This is a genomic window from Mucilaginibacter sp. P5_A6 (genome assembly GCF_056400585.1).
The window spans coordinates 59466-79036 of record NZ_JBFUKZ010000012.1; the positions used below are offsets into that span (position 1 = coordinate 59466).

Annotated in this window: 21 protein-coding genes; 15 read left to right on the plus strand and 6 right to left on the minus strand. The window is 43.2% G+C overall.

Translation table 11 applies throughout. From position 1 onward, the window contains the following. Positions 1 to 47: 47 nt before the first annotated feature. From xth to AC1DO4_RS14440, 3 genes are all read left to right on the plus strand, one after another. Positions 48 to 821, plus strand: a complete 774-nt coding sequence (gene xth / locus AC1DO4_RS14430) for an exodeoxyribonuclease III (RefSeq protein WP_477416947.1) — start codon at positions 48 to 50, stop codon at positions 819 to 821. A gap of 152 nt (positions 822 to 973) precedes the next feature. Then, positions 974 to 2146 (plus strand): metallophosphoesterase, encoded by a 1173-nt coding sequence (locus AC1DO4_RS14435; RefSeq protein WP_477416949.1) that lies wholly within the window; start codon positions 974 to 976, stop codon positions 2144 to 2146. Between the two features lie 4 nt (positions 2147 to 2150). Next, on the plus strand, positions 2151 to 2846 hold the full coding sequence (locus AC1DO4_RS14440; protein WP_477416951.1) for a DUF2461 domain-containing protein: 696 nt from the start codon (positions 2151 to 2153) through the stop codon (positions 2844 to 2846). A gap of 25 nt (positions 2847 to 2871) precedes the next feature. Here the strand turns inward: AC1DO4_RS14440 and AC1DO4_RS14445 are convergent, their stop codons facing one another. Beyond that, entirely contained in the window at positions 2872 to 3243 is a 372-nt protein-coding gene (locus tag AC1DO4_RS14445; RefSeq protein ID WP_477416953.1) for a hypothetical protein, read from the minus strand. A gap of 196 nt (positions 3244 to 3439) precedes the next feature. Here AC1DO4_RS14445 and AC1DO4_RS14450 point away from each other — a divergent pair, with 196 nt between their 5' ends. The 8 genes from AC1DO4_RS14450 (at position 3440) to AC1DO4_RS14485 (ending at position 11073) form a co-directional block, all read left to right on the plus strand. After that, on the plus strand, positions 3440 to 3796 hold the full coding sequence (locus tag AC1DO4_RS14450) for a VOC family protein (RefSeq protein WP_477416956.1): 357 nt from the start codon (positions 3440 to 3442) through the stop codon (positions 3794 to 3796). Positions 3797 to 3806: 10 nt separating this feature from the next. Next, entirely contained in the window at positions 3807 to 4424 is a 618-nt protein-coding gene (locus AC1DO4_RS14455) for a hypothetical protein (RefSeq protein WP_477416958.1), read from the plus strand. 332 nt (positions 4425 to 4756) lie between these two features. After that, on the plus strand, positions 4757 to 4969 hold the full coding sequence (locus AC1DO4_RS14460) for a heavy-metal-associated domain-containing protein (RefSeq protein WP_477416960.1): 213 nt from the start codon (positions 4757 to 4759) through the stop codon (positions 4967 to 4969). A 130-nt stretch (positions 4970 to 5099) separates the two neighbouring features. Further along, positions 5100 to 5501: an HYC_CC_PP family protein gene (locus AC1DO4_RS14465; RefSeq protein WP_477416962.1), complete on the plus strand. Its 402-nt coding sequence runs from the start codon at positions 5100 to 5102 to the stop codon at positions 5499 to 5501. A 72-nt stretch (positions 5502 to 5573) separates the two neighbouring features. Beyond that, a complete protein-coding gene (locus AC1DO4_RS14470) occupies positions 5574 to 6137 on the plus strand; it encodes a helix-turn-helix domain-containing protein (RefSeq protein ID WP_477416964.1) in 564 nt (187 codons plus the stop codon). Positions 6138 to 6170: 33 nt separating this feature from the next. Next, positions 6171 to 6686, plus strand: a complete 516-nt coding sequence (locus tag AC1DO4_RS14475) for a DUF3347 domain-containing protein (protein ID WP_477416966.1) — start codon at positions 6171 to 6173, stop codon at positions 6684 to 6686. Positions 6687 to 6729: 43 nt separating this feature from the next. Continuing rightward, positions 6730 to 8991, plus strand: a complete 2262-nt coding sequence (locus AC1DO4_RS14480; protein WP_477416968.1) for a multicopper oxidase domain-containing protein — start codon at positions 6730 to 6732, stop codon at positions 8989 to 8991. 33 nt (positions 8992 to 9024) lie between these two features. Beyond that, entirely contained in the window at positions 9025 to 11073 is a 2049-nt protein-coding gene (locus AC1DO4_RS14485) for a copper-translocating P-type ATPase (RefSeq protein WP_477416970.1), read from the plus strand. Positions 11074 to 11103: 30 nt separating this feature from the next. Here the strand turns inward: AC1DO4_RS14485 and AC1DO4_RS14490 are convergent, their stop codons facing one another. The 5 genes from AC1DO4_RS14490 to AC1DO4_RS14510 all read right to left on the minus strand — a co-directional run bounded on the left by AC1DO4_RS14490 (position 11104) and on the right by AC1DO4_RS14510 (position 16667). Next, positions 11104 to 13569: a TonB-dependent receptor gene (locus AC1DO4_RS14490; protein ID WP_477416972.1), complete on the minus strand. Its 2466-nt coding sequence runs from the start codon at positions 13567 to 13569 to the stop codon at positions 11104 to 11106. Between the two features lie 35 nt (positions 13570 to 13604). Continuing rightward, a complete protein-coding gene (locus tag AC1DO4_RS14495; protein WP_477416974.1) occupies positions 13605 to 14462 on the minus strand; it encodes a helix-turn-helix domain-containing protein in 858 nt (285 codons plus the stop codon). Between the two features lie 183 nt (positions 14463 to 14645). Continuing rightward, positions 14646 to 14996: a TfoX/Sxy family protein gene (locus AC1DO4_RS14500; RefSeq protein WP_477416976.1), complete on the minus strand. Its 351-nt coding sequence runs from the start codon at positions 14994 to 14996 to the stop codon at positions 14646 to 14648. Positions 14997 to 15035: 39 nt separating this feature from the next. Continuing rightward, the gene (locus AC1DO4_RS14505; protein WP_477416978.1) at positions 15036 to 16265 is read right to left on the minus strand and encodes an RNA polymerase sigma factor; all 1230 of its coding nucleotides are present in this window, start codon (positions 16263 to 16265) and stop codon (positions 15036 to 15038) included. Between the two features lie 48 nt (positions 16266 to 16313). Beyond that, positions 16314 to 16667: a YciI family protein gene (locus AC1DO4_RS14510; RefSeq protein WP_477416980.1), complete on the minus strand. Its 354-nt coding sequence runs from the start codon at positions 16665 to 16667 to the stop codon at positions 16314 to 16316. 189 nt (positions 16668 to 16856) lie between these two features. Here AC1DO4_RS14510 and AC1DO4_RS14515 point away from each other — a divergent pair, with 189 nt between their 5' ends. From AC1DO4_RS14515 to AC1DO4_RS14530, 4 genes are all read left to right on the plus strand, one after another. Continuing rightward, entirely contained in the window at positions 16857 to 17333 is a 477-nt protein-coding gene (locus tag AC1DO4_RS14515) for an RNA polymerase sigma factor (protein ID WP_477416982.1), read from the plus strand. Continuing rightward, entirely contained in the window at positions 17317 to 17925 is a 609-nt protein-coding gene (locus AC1DO4_RS14520; RefSeq protein ID WP_477416984.1) for a hypothetical protein, read from the plus strand. Before AC1DO4_RS14515 ends, AC1DO4_RS14520 begins: the two co-directional genes overlap by 17 nt. Before the next feature lie 75 nt (positions 17926 to 18000). After that, positions 18001 to 18453 (plus strand): nuclear transport factor 2 family protein, encoded by a 453-nt coding sequence (locus AC1DO4_RS14525; RefSeq protein ID WP_477416986.1) that lies wholly within the window; start codon positions 18001 to 18003, stop codon positions 18451 to 18453. A gap of 94 nt (positions 18454 to 18547) precedes the next feature. Next, complete coding sequence (locus AC1DO4_RS14530; protein WP_477416988.1) at positions 18548 to 19555, plus strand: aldo/keto reductase; 1008 nt, start codon at positions 18548 to 18550, stop codon at positions 19553 to 19555. Positions 19556 to 19571 lie beyond the last annotated feature (16 nt).

The following is a 19571-nucleotide window of genomic DNA, read 5'->3' on the forward strand; positions in this document are numbered from 1 at the left end:
GAATAGCAATTGATTTTTTAACTTAGTTTTCTGTTGAATCATGTGAAATGAAAATAGCTACCTACAATGTTAACGGCGTTAATGGACGCCTACCCGTGTTACTCCGCTGGCTGGCAGAAACCGCGCCGGATGTTGTTTGTCTGCAGGAACTCAAAGCACCCCAGGAAAAATTCCCCGAACTGGCGATCAATGATGCCGGTTATAAGGCCATTTGGCACGGACAAAAAAGCTGGAACGGCGTGGCGATCTTATCCCGTAATGGCGATATCCAGGAATCAAGGCGGGCATTGCCCGGCGACCCTGAAGACCTGCACAGCCGCTATATCGAGGCCATGGTGAATGGTGTGATGATCGGCTGCCTCTATCTGCCGAACGGAAACCCGGCACCGGGACCCAAGTTTGACTATAAGTTGCAATGGTTTGATCGCCTGGCTGCTCACGCCCTGGATCTGCTTAACCAGGAAATACCGGTAGTTTTATGCGGCGATTATAACGTGATGCCCACCGAGCAGGATGTTTATAAGCCCGAACGCTGGCTCGACGATGCCCTGTTCCGCCCCGAAACCCGTGCAGCTTTCCATAACCTGTTGACGCAGGGCTGGACCGATGCCATCCGGAAATTATATCCTACCGAAAAGATCTATACCTTTTATGATTATTTCCGTAATGCCTACGGGCGCGATGCGGGCCTGCGCATCGACCATTTCCTGCTCAGTCCAAAACTGAAAGACCGGCTTAAAGCCGCCGGTGTAGACCACCATGTGCGCGGCTGGGAAAAGACCAGCGATCATTGCCCGGTCTGGATCGAACTAACACCTTAACCCTATGCCCAACCTCTGCGGATATAAAGCGACAGGAAAAAGCCATAACGACGATACAGAATGATCTTTGCGCAAAAAAACATTTTGTCATCTTAACGCCATTATGTTTGTGTCTTTGAAATGTTTCAGGCACCTGCTCGTCTTAGCTATATATGAAGAAACGAATCCTTGCCATTGTACTGCTATGGCTGACAATTGATATTTACTTTTTTGCAGCAGTTGAAACGCTGACTCAAAACTCCTTTCTATACCTGGCCTACTGGCTATTTGATGCCTTATTGGCTGGTACTATCTTATACAGTGTGATGACCAGGAAAACCAAACTCGTGTCCTGGCTGATGGCGCTGATGCTGCTCTCTTTTGTACCCAAGCTGGTGGGTTCCATAGTTATGGTGCTCGAAGATTTCACCCGCGTGTTCCGGGGCTTTCCGCCGCGCAGTTATGGTGTAAGCGAGTTTGTGCTGATCTTAGCCGCGGTGCTTTTCGGGTTATTACTGTTTGGCATTACGCGTGGGCGCCATTATTATAAAGTTCGGCGGGAGACCCTTTATTTTGACGATTTGCCCGAAACCTTTGACGGTTTTACCATTACCCAGTTATCTGACATTCATTCCGGCAGTTTCAGTGATAGGCGAGGGGTACAAAAAGGACTTGACCTGGTTAACGCGCAAAATAGCGACCTGATCCTTTTTACCGGCGACCTGGTGAACAACGAGGCGGCCGAAATGGATCCCTGGATACCTGCCTTCGCCGAATTGGAAGCGCCCTATGGCAAATACTCTGTGCTTGGTAACCATGATTACGGCGATTACATAAAATGGGAAAATAAAGCAGCGCAACAAGCCAACCTGAACCGCCTGAAGCAGGTGCACCAGGAGATAGGGTTTCAATTATTGCTTAACGAGTCTATGCCAATTCAGAAAGATGATCAGTCTGTAGCGTTGATTGGTGTCGAAAACTGGGGAAAGGGTGGCTTTCATAAATATGGCGATCTCAAAAAGGCTACAGCCAACGTGCCCGACAATGCCTTCAAAATACTGATGTCGCATGACCCTTCGCACTGGGACGCGGTAACACTTGGCCATCACCAGCCAATACACCTTACGCTGGCAGGTCACACACATGGCATGCAGTTCGGCTTTGAATTATTCGGCTTTAAATGGAGCCCTATCAAATATATTTATAAACAATGGGCGGGCCTTTACCAAAAGAGCGGTCTTTACCTGTATGTTAACCGGGGCTTTGGGTTCCTCGGCCTTAAGGGGCGCGTGGGCATCTGGCCCGAAATAGCAGTACTCACTTTAAAACGTAAATCCTTAGTTTAGCGCGATGAGCCTGGTAACAGATCCTATGCTGCCCGCATCCTGCTTTGATTTTATGTGCATGCTGGCAGCTAACAATAACCGCGAGTGGTTTGCAACATATAAGGATGCTTATCAAAAGGAGCTCGGCCTGGTGGAACACTTTTGCGACGCCTTGTTGAACGACCTTCAAACACATGATGTTATCGAAACACCTACCGGCAGAAAAAGCATGCACCGCATCTACCGGGACAGCCGTTTTTCCAAAGATAAAACCCCGTTTAAAACCAACTGGAGCGGCGGTTTCCGGCGTGCCACCAAATACCGCCGTGGCGGTTATTATTACAACTTTGAGCCCGGTAACAGTTTTGTTTTGGGCGGTTTCAGGGGGCCAAACCCACAGGATTTAAAACGGATAAGGGATGATATTGCTTTTGATGCCAGGCCATTACGCAGCATCCTTGGCAGTGCTGCTTTTATCAATACATTTAGTAAGCTGGAGGGCGAACAAATAAAGACCAGCCCGAAGGGCTACGATCCGGCTCACGACGCTATCGATCTGCTGCGGTACAAACAATTTCTTATCGTCCGGCGGTTTTCAGATCAGGAAGTTTTAAATGAAAATTTCTTCCGGGAGGTATGTCAGGCATTCAGGAACATGCGCCCGTTTTTTGATTACATGAGCGATGTATTGACAATCGATGTGAATGGGGTATATGATTAAGGAGCAGCACTGCCTGTAAAATCAATTACAGTGAAATACCCTTATTGGTTTCTTTGCCTATCCTTTTGTCCCTGTGCGAGATAAGCTCACATACCCTGATCGCGGATGCCTCAAAATCATCGTCGTCTTCCCTGATCATCTGCCAGCCTGAATCATGCATTTCACCGTTGTCGAGCACAAAGCCGGCAATAGCCGGAATATCAAGTTTAAGACTTTCATGGTGTTCCTTCGTGGTGGCTATCCATATTCCATTAAAGTTCAGGTTTTTGCTAAGTTTGCGCAGGATAAGTACTATCTTTTTATCCAGGTAGATGTAGTACATTCCGAACGTTTGTTTAACAATAACATCACGCGGCAAATAATCCAGTATAAAATCGTAAGGAATAGTCCGTGCCATATGCTGTAAAGGTATGGCTTAATTAGAGAACGGACACCATTAGCGGGAATAGATCAGTAAAACCGCCCTTTCCTGCAAGTATTTCAACCCCTTTTTTCGCTTTCCTAACTTTAAGTTAGGAAGCTTAGCCTGGGTGGGTAAAACGATTAGACCGATCTCTAAAATATATATAGTAAATTCGTGTAAACAATGGCGTATGAAAATAGAATCTGTAATACCTGTTCTTTATTCCGATAATGTTTCGCGTAGTCTGACTTATTACACGGAGGTGTTGGGTTTTGAAGAAAAATGGACCTGGGATGATCCACCGACATTCGGTGGGGTGCTGACCGGTGATACTACCATTTTCTTTTGTAAAGGCAACCAGGGGCACCCTGGAACCTGGCTTTGCCTCAACGTGACTAATGTTGATGGATATTACGATGCCATTAAAGCAAAGGGCACCGTAATCCTGGCCGTTCCCGAAGACAAACCCTGGTTTATGCGGGAAATGCTGGTGAAAGATCCCGATGGACACATCCTGCGGATTGGTCACAATACGAGCTGTGATTGATGAGTTGATTATGCTGCAAAATCGCGTCGACCCGCAAGGGAATATAATTAAAACGAGCGCCCGCGGTGCCTGGTTGGGTAATCGCGGACAATTGCACGGTAGTGGTAAAACCATCCTGCGCCCCTTTAAACACCAGGCATGGATCATCTGCCTGCTGGAATTTAAGGGCAGGCACCGCGAGGTGATGTCGCCAAACCTTTGGACGGAATTATTCTTTCTGGATGAAGCTACAGCATTTGCGGCCGGACACAGGCCCTGCTTTGAATGTCGCCGCGATGACGCTAATCGCTTTAAATCGGCCTGGCTCAACGGCAATCCCAAATTTGGGTTTGATAGCAAAGTATCTATTACAAAAATAGACCAGGTTATGCACGAGGAGAGGATAGCGAAAAACGGCAATAAAGTAACATTTAAAACAACTATTGAGGACTTGCCCGATGGTACTTTTATTGAACTGGATGGCCAGCCTTATATTTTAGCTGATAACCACGTTTATCGATGGACACCTGCAGGCTATGACAAAAAGCAGCATTTGCCAAAAGCTACAGAAGTGACAGTGTTAACGCCCCAATCTACTGTTAACGCTTTCGGGGCCGGTTACAAGCCGCAAATTGCCATCAATTACTGAACTTTTTATTCCATCGTTCACCTAATTTCATAAATCTTTAACAAAATCCTGTAAAATTAAAACCTGTTGGCAGTGGTAATTTTGTGGTGTTGAAATATTAACACCAATGGAAACACAACAATTACGATGCTACATTTCCTGTTACCTGGATGGTATGCGTTTCCTGTGGATCAAGTGTTGAATTCATGATAGGCGCACAAAAAAGAGTAGAAAAGCAGAGGTAAGCCAAGCAATGCAATCAATGAAGATTGACTTCACTCTAAAATAATACGGCCTTTAAATATGCAACAGTCGATACGATCCTAATCTTTAACATTAACAATAATATCTATATGGAAACTTTCAAATTCAAAACAAATATACATTGTGGCGGTTGTGTTGTTGCCGTTACACCGGCTTTAAATAACCTGAAAGGGGTAAACAAGTGGGAAGTAGATACTGACAATCCTGATAAAATACTTTCCGTTCAATCCAATGACGGAATATCATCTGCAGAAATCATCGGCGCCTTAAAACAAAAAGGATACAATGCCGAGATGGTTTAACGTTAAAAGTCAGTATCCCCGGACGCCCGTGCTATCGATTTTTAATTGTAATGCGTTTTGCGTAATTTTATAATATAATTACAGAATTCTATAAACACCTTATTCTGTAAGCTGATAACTTTGTTATCCTATGAAAAAAACAGCAATTCTTAGTATGGCAGCATTTTACCTGTTACTTACAACAGGGATGTTTGTTTGTATTGTGCATTGCGCTGCCGAAATCATGACCGAAAAATCGCCCATGCAAATGGGGCATGCAAAGGCTAATGAGCATCAGCATAAAAAACACTGTACAGGCGGCGGTGATTGCGGCTGCTGTAAAAAACATGGCGAATATGTGATCAAGGAAAACCTGAAACCAGGATTTGATTACCAGTTTTCGCAGATAGCTGTTTTAGTTAATTACCCAATTTTGACCGGGTGGGGAATGCATAAACCGATGGTAAGCTATTACTCCTGGACAGACAGCAAAGCACCGCCGGGGAAATCTGGAAAAGCGCTTTCCATTCAATTACGCTCTCTTCAGATCTGATCAGGCTTAACCGCACCCATTGCGGACAGGACACCTATTGTCTTTGATTTACTATATAGCCTGAATAAAAACATGACATTACATATTAAAAATATGGTTTGCGACCGTTGTATTATGGTTGTTCAACAACAGCTCGTAAACTTAAAACTGGAAGTTAGCAGTATAAGCCTGGGTGTGGTAACCATAAATCCTGAGCCGGACGAAAGTAAACTTGCGGAAATTGCATCGGCCCTAAAGTTGCTTGGTTTTGAATTGATTGACAGTGAAAAAGATAAGCTGATTGAACTAATAAAGAACATCATCATCCGGGAGGTGCATTATTCAAACCTCGCCGAAAGTAATATTAATTTTTCAAGCTTGCTTGCCGGTAAATTAAACAGGGACTACGCCTATTTAAGCCGCCGGTTCTCGGAACATGAAGATACTACGATTGAAAAATATATTATTCAGCAAAAGGTAGAAAAGGTAAAAGAGCTGTTGCAATATGGAGCGTTAAACCTGAATGAAATTGCCTGGCAAATGGGCTATAGCAGCAGCGCACATTTATCTGCGCAGTTTAAAAGTATTACCGGCATTACACCCAGCCAATTCAAATCCACAACAATCAATAGCCGCAAACCGATCGATAAATTATAGAATTAAATTCAAAAACATTTAAAATCATACATCATGAAAACCGTAAAAACATTGCTATTAGCCTTAACTTTAATAATAGCCTCTACACAGGCAAAAGCCCAGGAGCTTACCGGGGGCAATGCCATAAATAATGTGGTAACCGCTTACCTGAGTGTTAAAAATGCACTTGTATCAGACAATAATACCGTTACCCAAAGCAAAGCAAAAGATTTACTGGCAGCCATCACCGCTGTGCCAATGGGGAAACTAACCCCCGATCAGCATAAACTCTGGATGACGTATATGGAAAAACTACAGTTCGACAGCAGGCACATCAGCGAAAGTGCGGCTTTGGATCACCAGCGCGAACATTTCAGCAGCCTGTCTAAAAATCTTTATGAAGTTGTTAAAGGATTAAAATTAAACAGCACGGTAATTTATGAGCAGTACTGCCCCATGAAAAAGGCTACCTGGTTAAGTGAAACCGCTGCCATCAAAAACCCTTATTACGGCAAGCAAATGCTTACCTGCGGAAAAATCACAGAAACACTTCCTGCGGTAACCAAATAGTTAACTAAATGCTGCCGGAGACGATCCGGCAGCTTATTTTATCATGAAAATATACATTCTATTTATACTTAATCTTTTCCTTCCCGGATTGGCCTATGCACAGCATGGCGGCATGAAAATGAATGAGAAAGCAATGCGCGAACCATTTTATACTAAGATTGGAAAACGGGAGATTTATCATTTATATATAGCAGATACAACAGTTAACTATACAGGAAAACCAAGGCCGGCTATGGCTATTAACGGCAGCATACCTGCTCCGGCATTAGAATTTACAGAGGGCGATACCGCCGAGATCTATGTGCACAATGAAATGATGATGGAAACCTCGATTCACTGGCATGGGCTGATATTGCCTAACCGCTATGATGGTGTTTCTTACCTTACAACAGCGCCTGTTAAACCTGGTGAAACCCACTTTTATAAATTCCCGCTGGTGCAGCATGGTACTTACTGGTATCACTCACATACCATGACCCAGCAGCAAAGCGGGATGTACGGCGCTTTTATAATTCGCCCCAAACAACAAGTTACGCAAAAGGAATATACTTTACTGCTTAGCGACTGGACGAACGAAAACCCCGATCAGGTGGAACGATCATTACATAACCAAACAGATTGGTATGCCATACGTAAAGGCAGCACGCAAAATTATGCGGAAGCAATTGCCGAAGGTCACTTCAAAACAAAACTAACCAATGAGTGGAAGAGAATGGTTGCCATGGATGTAAGCGATGTTTACTACGATCGCTTTTTTAGTAATGGAAAGCCGATAAGTCAGGCTCCTCAGTTTAAAAAAGGTGACCAGGTAAAGCTACATATTGTAAATGGCAGCTCATCCACTTATTTCTGGTTAAAATATGCGGGTGGCAAAATCACTGTTGTGGCCAATGACGGTGAAGACGTTCAGCCGGTACAGGCAGACAGGCTGATTATAGCAGTTGCCGAAACATACGATGTGGTAGTTACCATACCCAAAGATGGCAGCTATGAATTTTTAGCTACCGCCGAAGACAGGACCCGGTCTACCTCCTTATGGTTAGGCAGCGGCCCCCAGGTGAAAGCAAAACCCTTGCCCAGGCTTAAATATTTTGAGGGGATGAAGATGATGAACGATATGATGGGTATGGACGGCAACATGAAAATGATGGACGGTATGGTAATGACCAACCAGGTGATGGATATGAACACCGTTATGTACCCGGAAATAAATGGCGATGATACCATGAAAAAAGATACCGCTGCGGGCGATAAAAAAATGGAAGATATGCCTGGCATGGATATGGGAAATAATGCCGACCTGGTAACCCTTAATTACGGCATGTTAAAAGCCGTTAAACCTACCAAACTCCCGGTGGCCCCCTTGAAATTATTGCGTTTTAACCTTACCGGCAATATGAACCGTTATGTTTGGACCATCAATAACAAAACAGTTTCGGAAGCCGATAAGATCCTGATTAAAAAGGGCGAAAACGTACGGATCATTATGTACAACAATACCATGATGCGCCACCCCATGCATTTGCACGGCCATTATTTTAGGGTGTTGAACGGGCAGGGTGACTATGCGCCTTTAAAAAATACGTTGGATATTATGCCGATGGAAACGGACACTATTGAATTTGCCCCTATAGAAAGTGGCGACTGGTTTTTCCACTGCCACATTCTTTACCATATGATGAGCGGTATGGGCCGTATATTCAGCTATGAAAATTCGCCGCCAAACCCCGAGCTTCCCGATCCTGCCAATTCCATAAAAAAGGTTTACGCTGATGACCGGCGATTTTTCGCGATGGCCAAAGTTGGTTTGGAAAGCAATGGCAGCGATGGAAATTTAAGTTTTGCAAATACCCGCTGGAAATTATCCACCATGTGGCACCTGGGAATAAACGGCACAAAGGGCTATGAAAGTGAAACCATGGTTGGCCGCTATTTTGGGCAAATGCAATGGCTGTACGGTTATGCCGGTTTTGATTATCATTATAAAAAGACCAATGAGCAGGAAAAGAACCTGTTTGGCCAGGTGAGTAATAAAAATAACAGGAAAACTGTAGTTGCGGGTTTGGCCTATACTTTGCCAATGCTGTTTGTTGCCGATGCAAGAGTTGATGGTAATGGCAAATTCAGGTTCCAGTTAGGTCGGGAAGATATACCGGTAGCCAGCCGTTTAAGGCTTACGCTTATGGGTAATACCGATAAAGAATACACGGCAGGTTTAAGGTATATCGTTACTAAATATTTTTCAGTGTCGGGCCATTATGATAGTGATATGGGGCCGGGCGGAGGTTTGACCCTGACTTATTAATTGCGTTATCAGGAATATCAAAAATCGAAAAAAATGGAGCACCAAAGCGAAAGACGTATGGATATGGATCAAATGGACCACAAGCATATGCATCATGCAACCAATCCTTCCATGAGTATGGCCGGCCATGATCATCATGCCATGATGATTGCTGATTTCAAAAAACGGTTTTATGTAGTGCTATTTCTTACTATCCCCGTCATGTTGCTTTCTGCAATGATTCAGCAATGGCTGCAGCTGAACATCCGGTTTGCCGGTTCTGGTTACGTGCTTTTTGCCCTGTCAACCATCGTTTTTATTTACGGAGGCTGGCCTTTTTTAACCGGATGGTTCAGCGAGCTCCGCGCAAAGAATCCCGGTATGATGACGCTGATTGGTTTTGCCATTAGTGTGGCCTATGGGTACAGCGCAGCTACAGTATTTGGTTTAAAGGGAATGGATTTTTTTTGGGAACTGACAACACTGATCCTGATTATGCTGTTAGGCCACTGGATTGAAATGCGGTCTGTGGCGGGGGCCTCCCGGGAACTGGAATTACTGGTGCAGTTAATGCCCGCGGAAGCTCACCTGACTAAAGGAGATGTTACCGAAGATGTGAGAACGGACAGCTTAAAAGAGAATGATGTTATTTTAGTTAAACCGGGTGAGAAGATAGCGGCCGATGGCATGATTGAAGATGGCGAAAGTTATTTGAATGAATCCATGCTGACCGGAGAATCGACGCCTGTACGGAAAACTAAGGGGCAGGAAGTAATTGCAGGATCGGTAAATGGTAATGGGGCCTTAAAAATAAAGGTGACACACAGCGGAGAAGATTCCTATTTGTCAAAGGTGATCACACTTGTTAAAAACGCTCAGGATGCTAAATCCAATACACAATTACTGGCCGATAAGGCTGCCCGATGGCTAACTATTATTGCCCTGCTTGCTGGTATTGGCACTTTTGTTTTTTGGCTGGCAGACGGAAAAGAGTTGGCTTTTGCCATGGAAAGGATGGTAACCGTTATTGTTATTTGCTGCCCTCATGCTTTAGGGTTGGCTGTCCCGCTGGTAGTTGCCAAATCCACTTCGTTATCCGCACAGCATGGCCTTTTGATCAAAAATCGTACAGCTTTTGAAAATTCGCGCAAAATCACAACAATTGTATTTGATAAAACCGGTACGCTTACTTTCGGCAAATTTGAAGTATCAAAAGTAGTGTCATTAAATAAAAAGCTGAACGAAAAGGATATTATTCGGTTGGCCTCTGCATTGGAACAAAAATCAGAACATCCCATTGCCACGGGCATCCTGAAAAAGGGAAAAGATTGGTCTGTGAGTATACCGGCGGCCGAAAACTTTAACGCCATTACCGGCCAGGGTGTAGAAGCTACGGTAGAGGGCAGCAAAATAATGGTGGTTAGTCCGGGTTATTTAAAAGAAAACAGCATTCAAATTCCGGCTGGTTTTAATTCGGATGATACAGAGACAGTAATATTTTTGATGGTTGATAAGTCATTGACAGGATATATTGCTTTGTCGGATAAAATCCGGCCCGAGTCTAAAGCAGCCATTCAAACACTAAGAGAAGAAGGTATCAAATCCATATTACTTACAGGAGATAACAGTAAAGTAGCGGGCAGTGTAAGTAATACTTTGGGTATGGATAGCTTCATTGCCGAAGTATTGCCACATCAAAAATTAGAGAAGATAAAAGAGCTTCAAAGTAAAGGTGAGTTTGTAGCTATGACTGGCGACGGTGTAAATGATGCACCTGCATTGGCACAGGCTGATATTGGTATCGCAGTAGGTTCTGGGAGTGATATTGCCGCAGAAACCGCAGGTATTGTTTTGGTGAACAGCAATCCAAAGGATATAGTGAGTTTGATACTTTTTGGCAAAGCAACCTACCGCAAGATGATACAAAACCTGGTATGGGCAACCGGTTATAATGTTATAGCTTTGCCTTTAGCTGCAGGTGTATTATATAACCAGGGGATTGTATTGAGCCCTGCATTGGGTGCTGCTTTAATGACCGTAAGTACCGTAGTTGTTGCCATTAATGCAAGCTTACTAAAAGTAAAATCATCTACCCATAATTAAACGGATTATTATAAAGATCATTCACAGCAATTAAAATTCCTTATCACCAATTTCACTGGTTGGCAGTTTTAATTTGCTGGTGAACTTGTTTAAATTAAAACTGAGATTTATCAGGAACACATCTGTTTCATAAATATAATTTGTAGATGTATAAAAGTTGGGCCCGGAGGTAGTAATACGTTGTTTACTGGCTCCCAACATCCCTAAATTTATGTTTTGCCACTGCAATGAAGCTGATAGACGACCGTTAATAAAAGTTTTTTTAACCGAAGTGCTTGGTACAAAAAACTGCGAGTCTTCTCCCTGGGCAGTTGGACGCCTGGACAGGTAATTTACATTTCCCTGTAAGCTTAAAGTATGGCTTAGCTGAAAGCTGGTGTTGGCATTGATGGTATAAGCCCAGTTCTTGTTGGCTATGATAGTAGGCATACCCAAAATTTGTATGTTGCCATTAATTTTATAATTATAAATATTGGCGCCAATATAAAGGCTCCACCATTTAGCGGGTTGTAAATTTGTACCGGCCTCCAGGCCAAATAAACGTGCATTGCCCGCGTTGGTATACACCCGGTTAAGTATAGTATCGGCATAAACACTGTTTAGCCGCTGAATAGGGTTTTTAATGTGCTGATAGTAGAGCGTGGTAAAAAACGAACCTTTGGTAAAGTTCCTGATCAGCCCCAGCTCGGCGAGGTCAATAAATTCAGGCAGCAGGTCGGGATCGCCCTCTTCCAATGTTTCTGAATGTTCGCGTTCGGGAATAGGGTTTAGTTCTGAGTTTGTTGTACGGTTAATACGTTTACTATAGCCTGCTTTTATTTTCCAGCTATCGGTGAGGCTATACAACAAACTTGCCGAAGGAAAAAAATTTGACAGGTTAAGCCGGTGAACATTAGCATCGTAGGAAAGCGCGACCGAGCGTGTAGCGTATTCGTAACGTAAGCCACCGTTGTATTCAAGTTTTTGTATTTTCCCCGAATATTGTGTGTAAAAAGCATTAATTTCATTCTCCGCATGAAGGCTTCCCTGGAAACGTGCTGCATCCGGCTGAGAGGTAGCAGGTGTAACCAGGTAATCAAACTGGCCGTCCTGTGTGTCATATCTTAACTGGTACCCGCTCTCCAATTTCCCTGTACCAATGTTAGCCCCGTAATCAAGCTTAAAACGATAACCACTGATTGGCCTTTTGTAGGGATTGTACACATATTGTATAGTATCGGTTGTATTGGGATACTTTAAATTCCTGTTTTTGGTATTGCCAAACAAATTGGCGTGCTCATAAATAATGCCGGCCGTAAGGGTTGACTTATTGTTGAAGTTATGGGTATAATCAAAATTTGCCAAGGCAAAATCACCTTCCTTTGTCTGCAGGTTTGAGTTGTAATAGGTGGTGCTTTTTATTAGCGCATTGTTATTGAGGTTTGATGTGGTATTGTTGTATAAAAGGTCGGCCCGGCGGGCCTGGTATCGTTTGCCTATCAGCAATCCGCCAGAAAGCACGTTGTTTTTATCAGCAGTGTAACTTATGGTAGCACGGCCTGCATAATTATACTTTATAAAACTTCGTTCTCCGTTTGATGGAAACCTGGTAATGGTATTGTTAACAAAGTTTTTTGTATATGCATCACCTTCGCGATAACCGGCATTATCGTTCCGGTTATAATTCCCGCCAACAGAAATAGCCCATTTATCCCTTTTGTAATTAAAGGTAAGGTCGCCTCCAAACCTCAGCGGCTTTTCTTTGTTGCCGTAATCGGTTGTGCTGGGTAAGCCGCCCTGAACATTAGCTGCAATGGTTAAGCCATCGTTTGCACCTTTCTTAGTAATGATATTGACGATACCACCCCTGCCGTCCGGATCATATTTAGCAGACGGGGCGGTAATTAGTTCGATGTTGGCTATAACATTGGCCGGCAATTGCGATAAAACGGTTTGGGCATCGGTTAGCACAGGCTTGCCATTTACCAATACCATAAATGCCGTTGAGCCGCGAACGCTGATCTCTCCCTCGCCGTTTACTGCAACAGCGGGTAGATTTTTTAGCACATCAATAGCCGAGCCGCCCCTGGCCGATTCAAATTGTCCCGCATTGTAACTTTGTTTATCAATTTTGTTTGCGGCATTGGTAGCCTGCCCCGAAACCTTTACTTCGCTCAGCATTTTATTGCCCGGGCTCAGTAGCACCTGGCCTAAATCCAATTGCTGCCCATTTGCAACAGATACAGGCTTGATGTATTTAGTTGTGTAGCCAATGAAAACGACTTTAAGCCGATAAGTGCCCGCAGGAATATTAGCCAGTTGAAATTCGCCATTGCCTTTGGTAACCGTTCCGGCCACGAGGGATGAATCTGAGAGTTTAAATAAGGCTGCACTTGCATATTCTACCGGCAATTTACTTTGACCATCGGTTACATGACCTTTGATAGAGGCGACCTGGGCAAACAGGTTAAGTTTTAGAAAAAGAAGCGTAAGAAAAATAAATGCAGATCTATTCATAACAGCCCTAAGGTAAACTGCAATAATAAAAATATTTAACCCTGTGCTACGGTAGTTTGCTCATCATTCAAGGTATAATTAGTGCTTTTATTAGCGCTGATTAGTGCAAGTTCCCGGTATTGGCCAGGGGTTAGGTTAGTGTTTGCTTTAAAAAATTTAACAAAGTGAGATGTATCGGCAAACTGCAGATAAAGAGCAATTTCTTTGATTGACTGGCCTGTAACTGCCAGCAAGGTTTTTGACTCCAACAGGATGCGTTCGTTAATGATCGCAGATGGAGTTTTACCGCTGATTTGCTTGCAGATTAAATTCAGTTGCGCAGTTGAGATATTTAAAAGGCCGGCATAATCCTGTACCTTATTTACCCGTTCGTAATTTTCATTGATCAGGTTTTTAAACTGGTAATAAACTGCCTGGAAAGGTTTTTCACTTACAGGAGATGAGTAAGAGGAGATCTTAAGCAGAATGAGATGCAAATAGGCTTTCAACAGTTTTAAGTTTGTTGTATCCTGATTATAATCGCCGCAAAAGGTATCTGTTAATTGAAAAAAGCCAACGGGATCTGATACGGTGATGCATGTATTCAGCTGGTAAATAATGGCCAAATCCTCTTTGCTTAATAGTTCCTCCCTGAAAAGTATCACATATCCTTTAGGTATTTGCGAAAAATTCCAGCAATGCGTTTGACCTGGCTTTAAGAAATAAACAGTCGGCGGTAAAACATCAAAAGTCTGATCGTCAATCACGTGATACCCGGCCCCCCGGCTCAATATAATTAACTCAAAATAACTGGCATGCTTATGCGGAACTGTCGGCTTGATCACTTCCTTAAACACACTGATCTTTAAAACCTGGTCGGCTTTTATTTTGGATTTAACTGGGATGCCGTTCATAATTGTAACGAAGGTAACAATTGTGTTTTTTAATCATCTGATTTCAAAAAATCACCAACAATAATCAACAGCTTTATCACTTTATTGGATAAAGAGTTATTTGCCATCCCTCTTCGCTCTGTATAGTCTGTGAATAAATCTTTAGAAATGACAAAGATTGGAGCAAGCTTTGAGCCTTCGGCCTTAAGCTTTAAGCTTTTTTCTCTTGCTCTTTTTTGCTGTTTTATTAAACTGTAAAGCCAATGCTATCCAATGTTCAAACTTTTTGCCGGCATGCAGGTCATCCCCGTCTACCCAAACAAAATCCTTCATTACGCGGCTGCCGTGTATCATCTGGCGGCAATCGCCGGTTTCTAATTCAATTGCAGCCTGATCCTGGCCGATACGACAAAGCAGGCCATTATCGCGGATACAGATACACATTTTATCATCAACCATAAAGCATAAACCCTGGAACATTTTTACTTCCTCAACCACCGGTTGATGGATCAGGGCTTCGCGTACCCGGTTAACCAATTGTTCGTTATAAGCCATATTGATATAATTGAATATATAAAAATAGGAAACTGAATTTTAAAACAATTGTTCAATGTCTTTATTGATCCTGCTTTTTTCGCTGCCGGTTTTGGCAAGTTTTAGTGCAGTTTGCAAATGGTTTATGGCAATTTGTTTGTCCACATCTTTATAGAGGTGCCCCAATAAAACATGATATAGATGGTTATCGGTAAGCGTTAGCTTTTCGGCTTCAATTATTGCTTCCTGTTTGCCACGGGATTTATATAAGGCATAGGTGCGGTTGAGCGCAGCGGCAGGTGAGTAGGCAATTTGCAGCAGGCGGTTGTACAGCTGTAAAATACTTTCCCATTTTTCGGTAGTATCATCCTTAATGGTGTGCCAGTAAGCTATCGCAGCTTCAAGGTGGTATTTTTTTATTTGATTACCCATGGATGCCAGGTTGAGATAGTGTTTCCCTTTTTCAATTAGTTCTTCGTTCCAAAGATTGGTATCCTGGTCATCATAACGGATCATTTCACCATGCTCATCAGTACGCGCATCAAAGCGCGAGGAGTGGAGACACATCAACGCCATCAGGGCATTGGTTTCGGGCAGGTTGGTAGTCTGGTTTTCTATGAGCAGGTAGTTAAGGCGCATGGCCTCTAAACAAAGATCCCTGCGCAGTGTTGTATCCTGGCTGGTAGAATAGTAGCCTTCATTAAACAACAAATATAGGGTAGTTAAAACTGTTTGCAGCCTTGCATTGATCTCGGCTGCCGCAGGAAACTCAATTTTAACCTTCTGCTCCCGCAGTTTTTCCTTCGCCCTGAATAAGCGCTTGTTGACAGTTGTTTTGTTTGATAAAAAGGCATCGGCAATTTCATCAATCCCAAACCCGCAAAGGATGCGCAACGCCAGGCTAATTTGTGCTTCGGCAGACAAAACAGGCTGGCAAATGGCAAACATCAGCTGCAACTGGCTGTCCCTGATATGCTCTTCAGACAGATCAATTTCAAATTCCGTATAATCCTGGTGTGCAAATTGAAGTATAGGAGCAACCTTTTGGTCAAAAATCCTGTTCCGCTTTAAGTGATCCTTTGCCCTGTTGCGGGCTACCGCGTAAAGCCAGCCTACCGGGTTATCTGGCAAGCCTTTAAGCCCCCAGGTTTCGGCGGCGCTCAAAAAAGTTTCACTGGCTATATCCTCGGCAATTTCGGGGTATTCGAAACCAAAATGCTTATACAGTACCGATACTATTTTGCGGTATTCGGTACGGAATAAATGAGGTAATAGTTCAGTTTTGTTCATTACAGGTAAAAAATGCCACCTCCGGCAGCCGGAGGTGGCCAAAATTATTTACATTTCCATCGGTACAATCTGGCGTACTTCTACATTGCCGCCAACGCGCAGGATTGGGCAGCCTTTAGATATTTCTGTAGCATCCTCCAATGAATCGGCTTTGATGATAGAATAGCCACCTATCAATTCCTTAATTTCAACATAAGGGCCATTGGTAACCACCTCGCCGGGCCTCACCACAGAGCCGGTATCACCATACAGGCGGTTTCCATTGGTAACCAGTTTGTTTTGCGCGGCAATGCTGCCCAACCAGTCCATCCATAATTTCATGGTGCTTTGCATTTGCTCTGGCGATGGCTTTTCTGCGCCAGGTGCTTCAACTTGTCTGAAGATCAATAAGAATTCGTTCATGATGTTTTAAATTTAATGATTAAAGCCATAAGACGATTGGTTTTTGGGAAATAGGACAATGCCCGTAAAAAATATTAAACATGGCAATTGCCGGTTCAAGATACATCAAATTTGCAATTGATAAATCTTTTGATTTAAATGTAGCATTTTACAATAGCCTGTATCTAAAAAGGCATAAAGCAACAAAGCATGTCGTTCGAGGAGATCTATCATACTTACTATAACAAGATATTCCGCGTATGCATGGGGTACATGAATGATCATGACCGGGCCCGGGATGTTACACAGGAAACTTTTATTACAGTGTGGCAAAAGCTGGGGCAGTTTCGTAACCAATCGGCCATCGGCACCTGGATCTTCCGGATCGCATCAAATCATTGCCTGCGTCAGCTGGAAAAACAAAATCGCATGCCTCCGGGCGAAATGCCTTTTGAGCTGGAAGATAAACCACCTCCCGATACCGAAAGCCAGGTGAAGCTGCTGTACAAATACATAGCCGAACTGCCCGAGATCGACCGCATCATTATCTCCCTTGAGCTTGAAGATATCAAACAAACCGAGATAGCCAGTATTACAGGTCTTTCCGAAACCAATATCAGGGTAAAAGTTTACCGAATTAAAGAAAAACTCGCACAAAAATTCAAAAAGTATGAGCAGCAATATTGATTTTAAAGCGCTTTGGCATCAACAGCCTGACGCCGGAAAACCCGATATAAACACGGTGATTAATAAAGCAATGGATTTGAAGCGTAAAACCAGGAATAAATTAATATGGGCTAACCTTACGTTAACCATAATTGGTATTATCGTAATTATAATTGGTGTTAAGTTAGATACCCTTGTACTTACCACCACAGCAGGAATTATCCTGATCATTTTTTCTATAGCTTCTTTTATTTTAGTAAGTAGCGGTTTGTACCTCAATCTGTTTAAAAGTCACCCGGAGGCTGATACATTTACCTACCTGGCCGAATTGGTTGCTATACAAAAGAAACAGTATTTCATTCATACCAGAGTGTTAAATCTGTATTTTTTGTTTTTGGGCCTGGGTCTGTTATTATATATGATAGAATCTGTAAAAAAATTGAGTGTTTTATGGGGCAGCGTGGCTTACATATGCCCGGTTGTGTGCCTGGCATTAGTTTATTTTTATATAACCCCCCGGGAGTTTAAAATGCAGCAAGCCGAAATGAACGCTACCATTCAGAAGCTGCAGGCTATAAATGACCAATTGGCATTATTAAAAGAACGAGAGTAAGCCTTTAATTATTAAAGCTGGTGTTGAATTAAGCTTTGGTTTGAAACAAATTCAATAGCTTTACATCTAAATACCATGGAAGGTCAAAAAATAACTCAGGCAATAGCAACTTTATTTAAAGCAATAGATGATCGTGACTGGCTGTTGGGGCTAAGTGTATTGGCAAAAGAAACTTTTCTGGATTATTCGTCAATGAACAATACAGAACCATCTGTGCATAACCATGAACAGGTAATTGATGCATGGGAATCTTTTTTACCCGGATTTGATAGAACCCAACACCAGCTTTCGGAATTTAAGGTACAGCTGCACGGTCATGAGGCCGATGTGTTTTATGTTGGCAAAGCAGATCATTTTATTGGCGAAGAGATTTGGACAACAATTGGCAACTACAACACCCGGCTGGAGAAACAAAAGGGTACATGGTTAATAACTTACCATAAACTAACCTACGATAGGCAAAGCGGTAATACCAGCCTGCCAAAGCTGGCTCATCAAAAAATAACCGCAATGCGTAATAAGCAGTAAGCTGCTGTTTGAATTTTGTAAGTTTTGGTTTGATATTGATAACCTCCCGGTCTTATTGCCAGTTTAAATTTGTATCAACAAAAACAAAAAACCTATGGAATACAGAAATTTAGGGAACACGGGAGAAAAATTATCGGCTATTGGCTTAGGCTGTATGGGGATGAGTTTCGCTTACGGTCCTGTTGATAATGAGGAATCATTAGCCACACTTAACCTTGCGCTCGATCTGGGTATAAACTTTTGGGATACTGCAGATATGTATGCCAATGGCAAAAACGAAGAGTTGATTGCCAAAGTACTTAAGCAAAACCGCGATAAGGTATTTATAGCCACCAAATTTGGTTTCAGGTACAGGGATGTCAATGCGCCGTATTCGGGCAGCGGGAGTTCAAATGTGTATTTCGACGGATCGCCGGCTTATATTAAAACCGCGGTTGAAAAAAGCCTGAAACGTTTAGATATAGATACCATCGACCTGTACTACGCTCACCGCATTGACCCCAACATACCCGTTGAGGATATGGTAGGGGCGATGGCCGAACTGGTGAAGGAAGGTAAAGTACGTTACCTTGGCTTATCAGAAGCTTCGGCAGCCAGTATCCGTAAGGCCCACGCTGTTCATCCTATTGCCGCGCTGCAAAGTGAATACTCATTGCTGAGCCGCGATGTGGAGAACGAAATATTGCCTGTACTGCGGGAGTTGAACATATCATTAGTGCCATACAGTCCGCTGGCCCGTGGTTTGGTTACCAACACCGTGAGCAAGGATGATTTGGCTGCTGACGATTTCCGCCGGACGCTGCCGCGTTTCAGTGACGATAACTGGGATAACAACCAAAAGCTTGCCGATGCTTTTGCCGATATGGCGCAGCAAAAGAATGTTACACCAGCCCAACTTGCTTTAGCCTGGGTATTGGCGCAGGGCGATGATATAATCCCCATCCCCGGCACCAAAAAACGCAAGTACCTGCAGGAAAATGCCGGAGCAGTTGATGTTAATTTATCGGCTGCCGATCTGCTGGAGATAGGCGACCTATTAAAAAAATATCCTGATACAGGTCAGCGCTATACCGAGGCATCTTTGAAAATGACCAACCTTTAGTTTACCGCGTTTTATC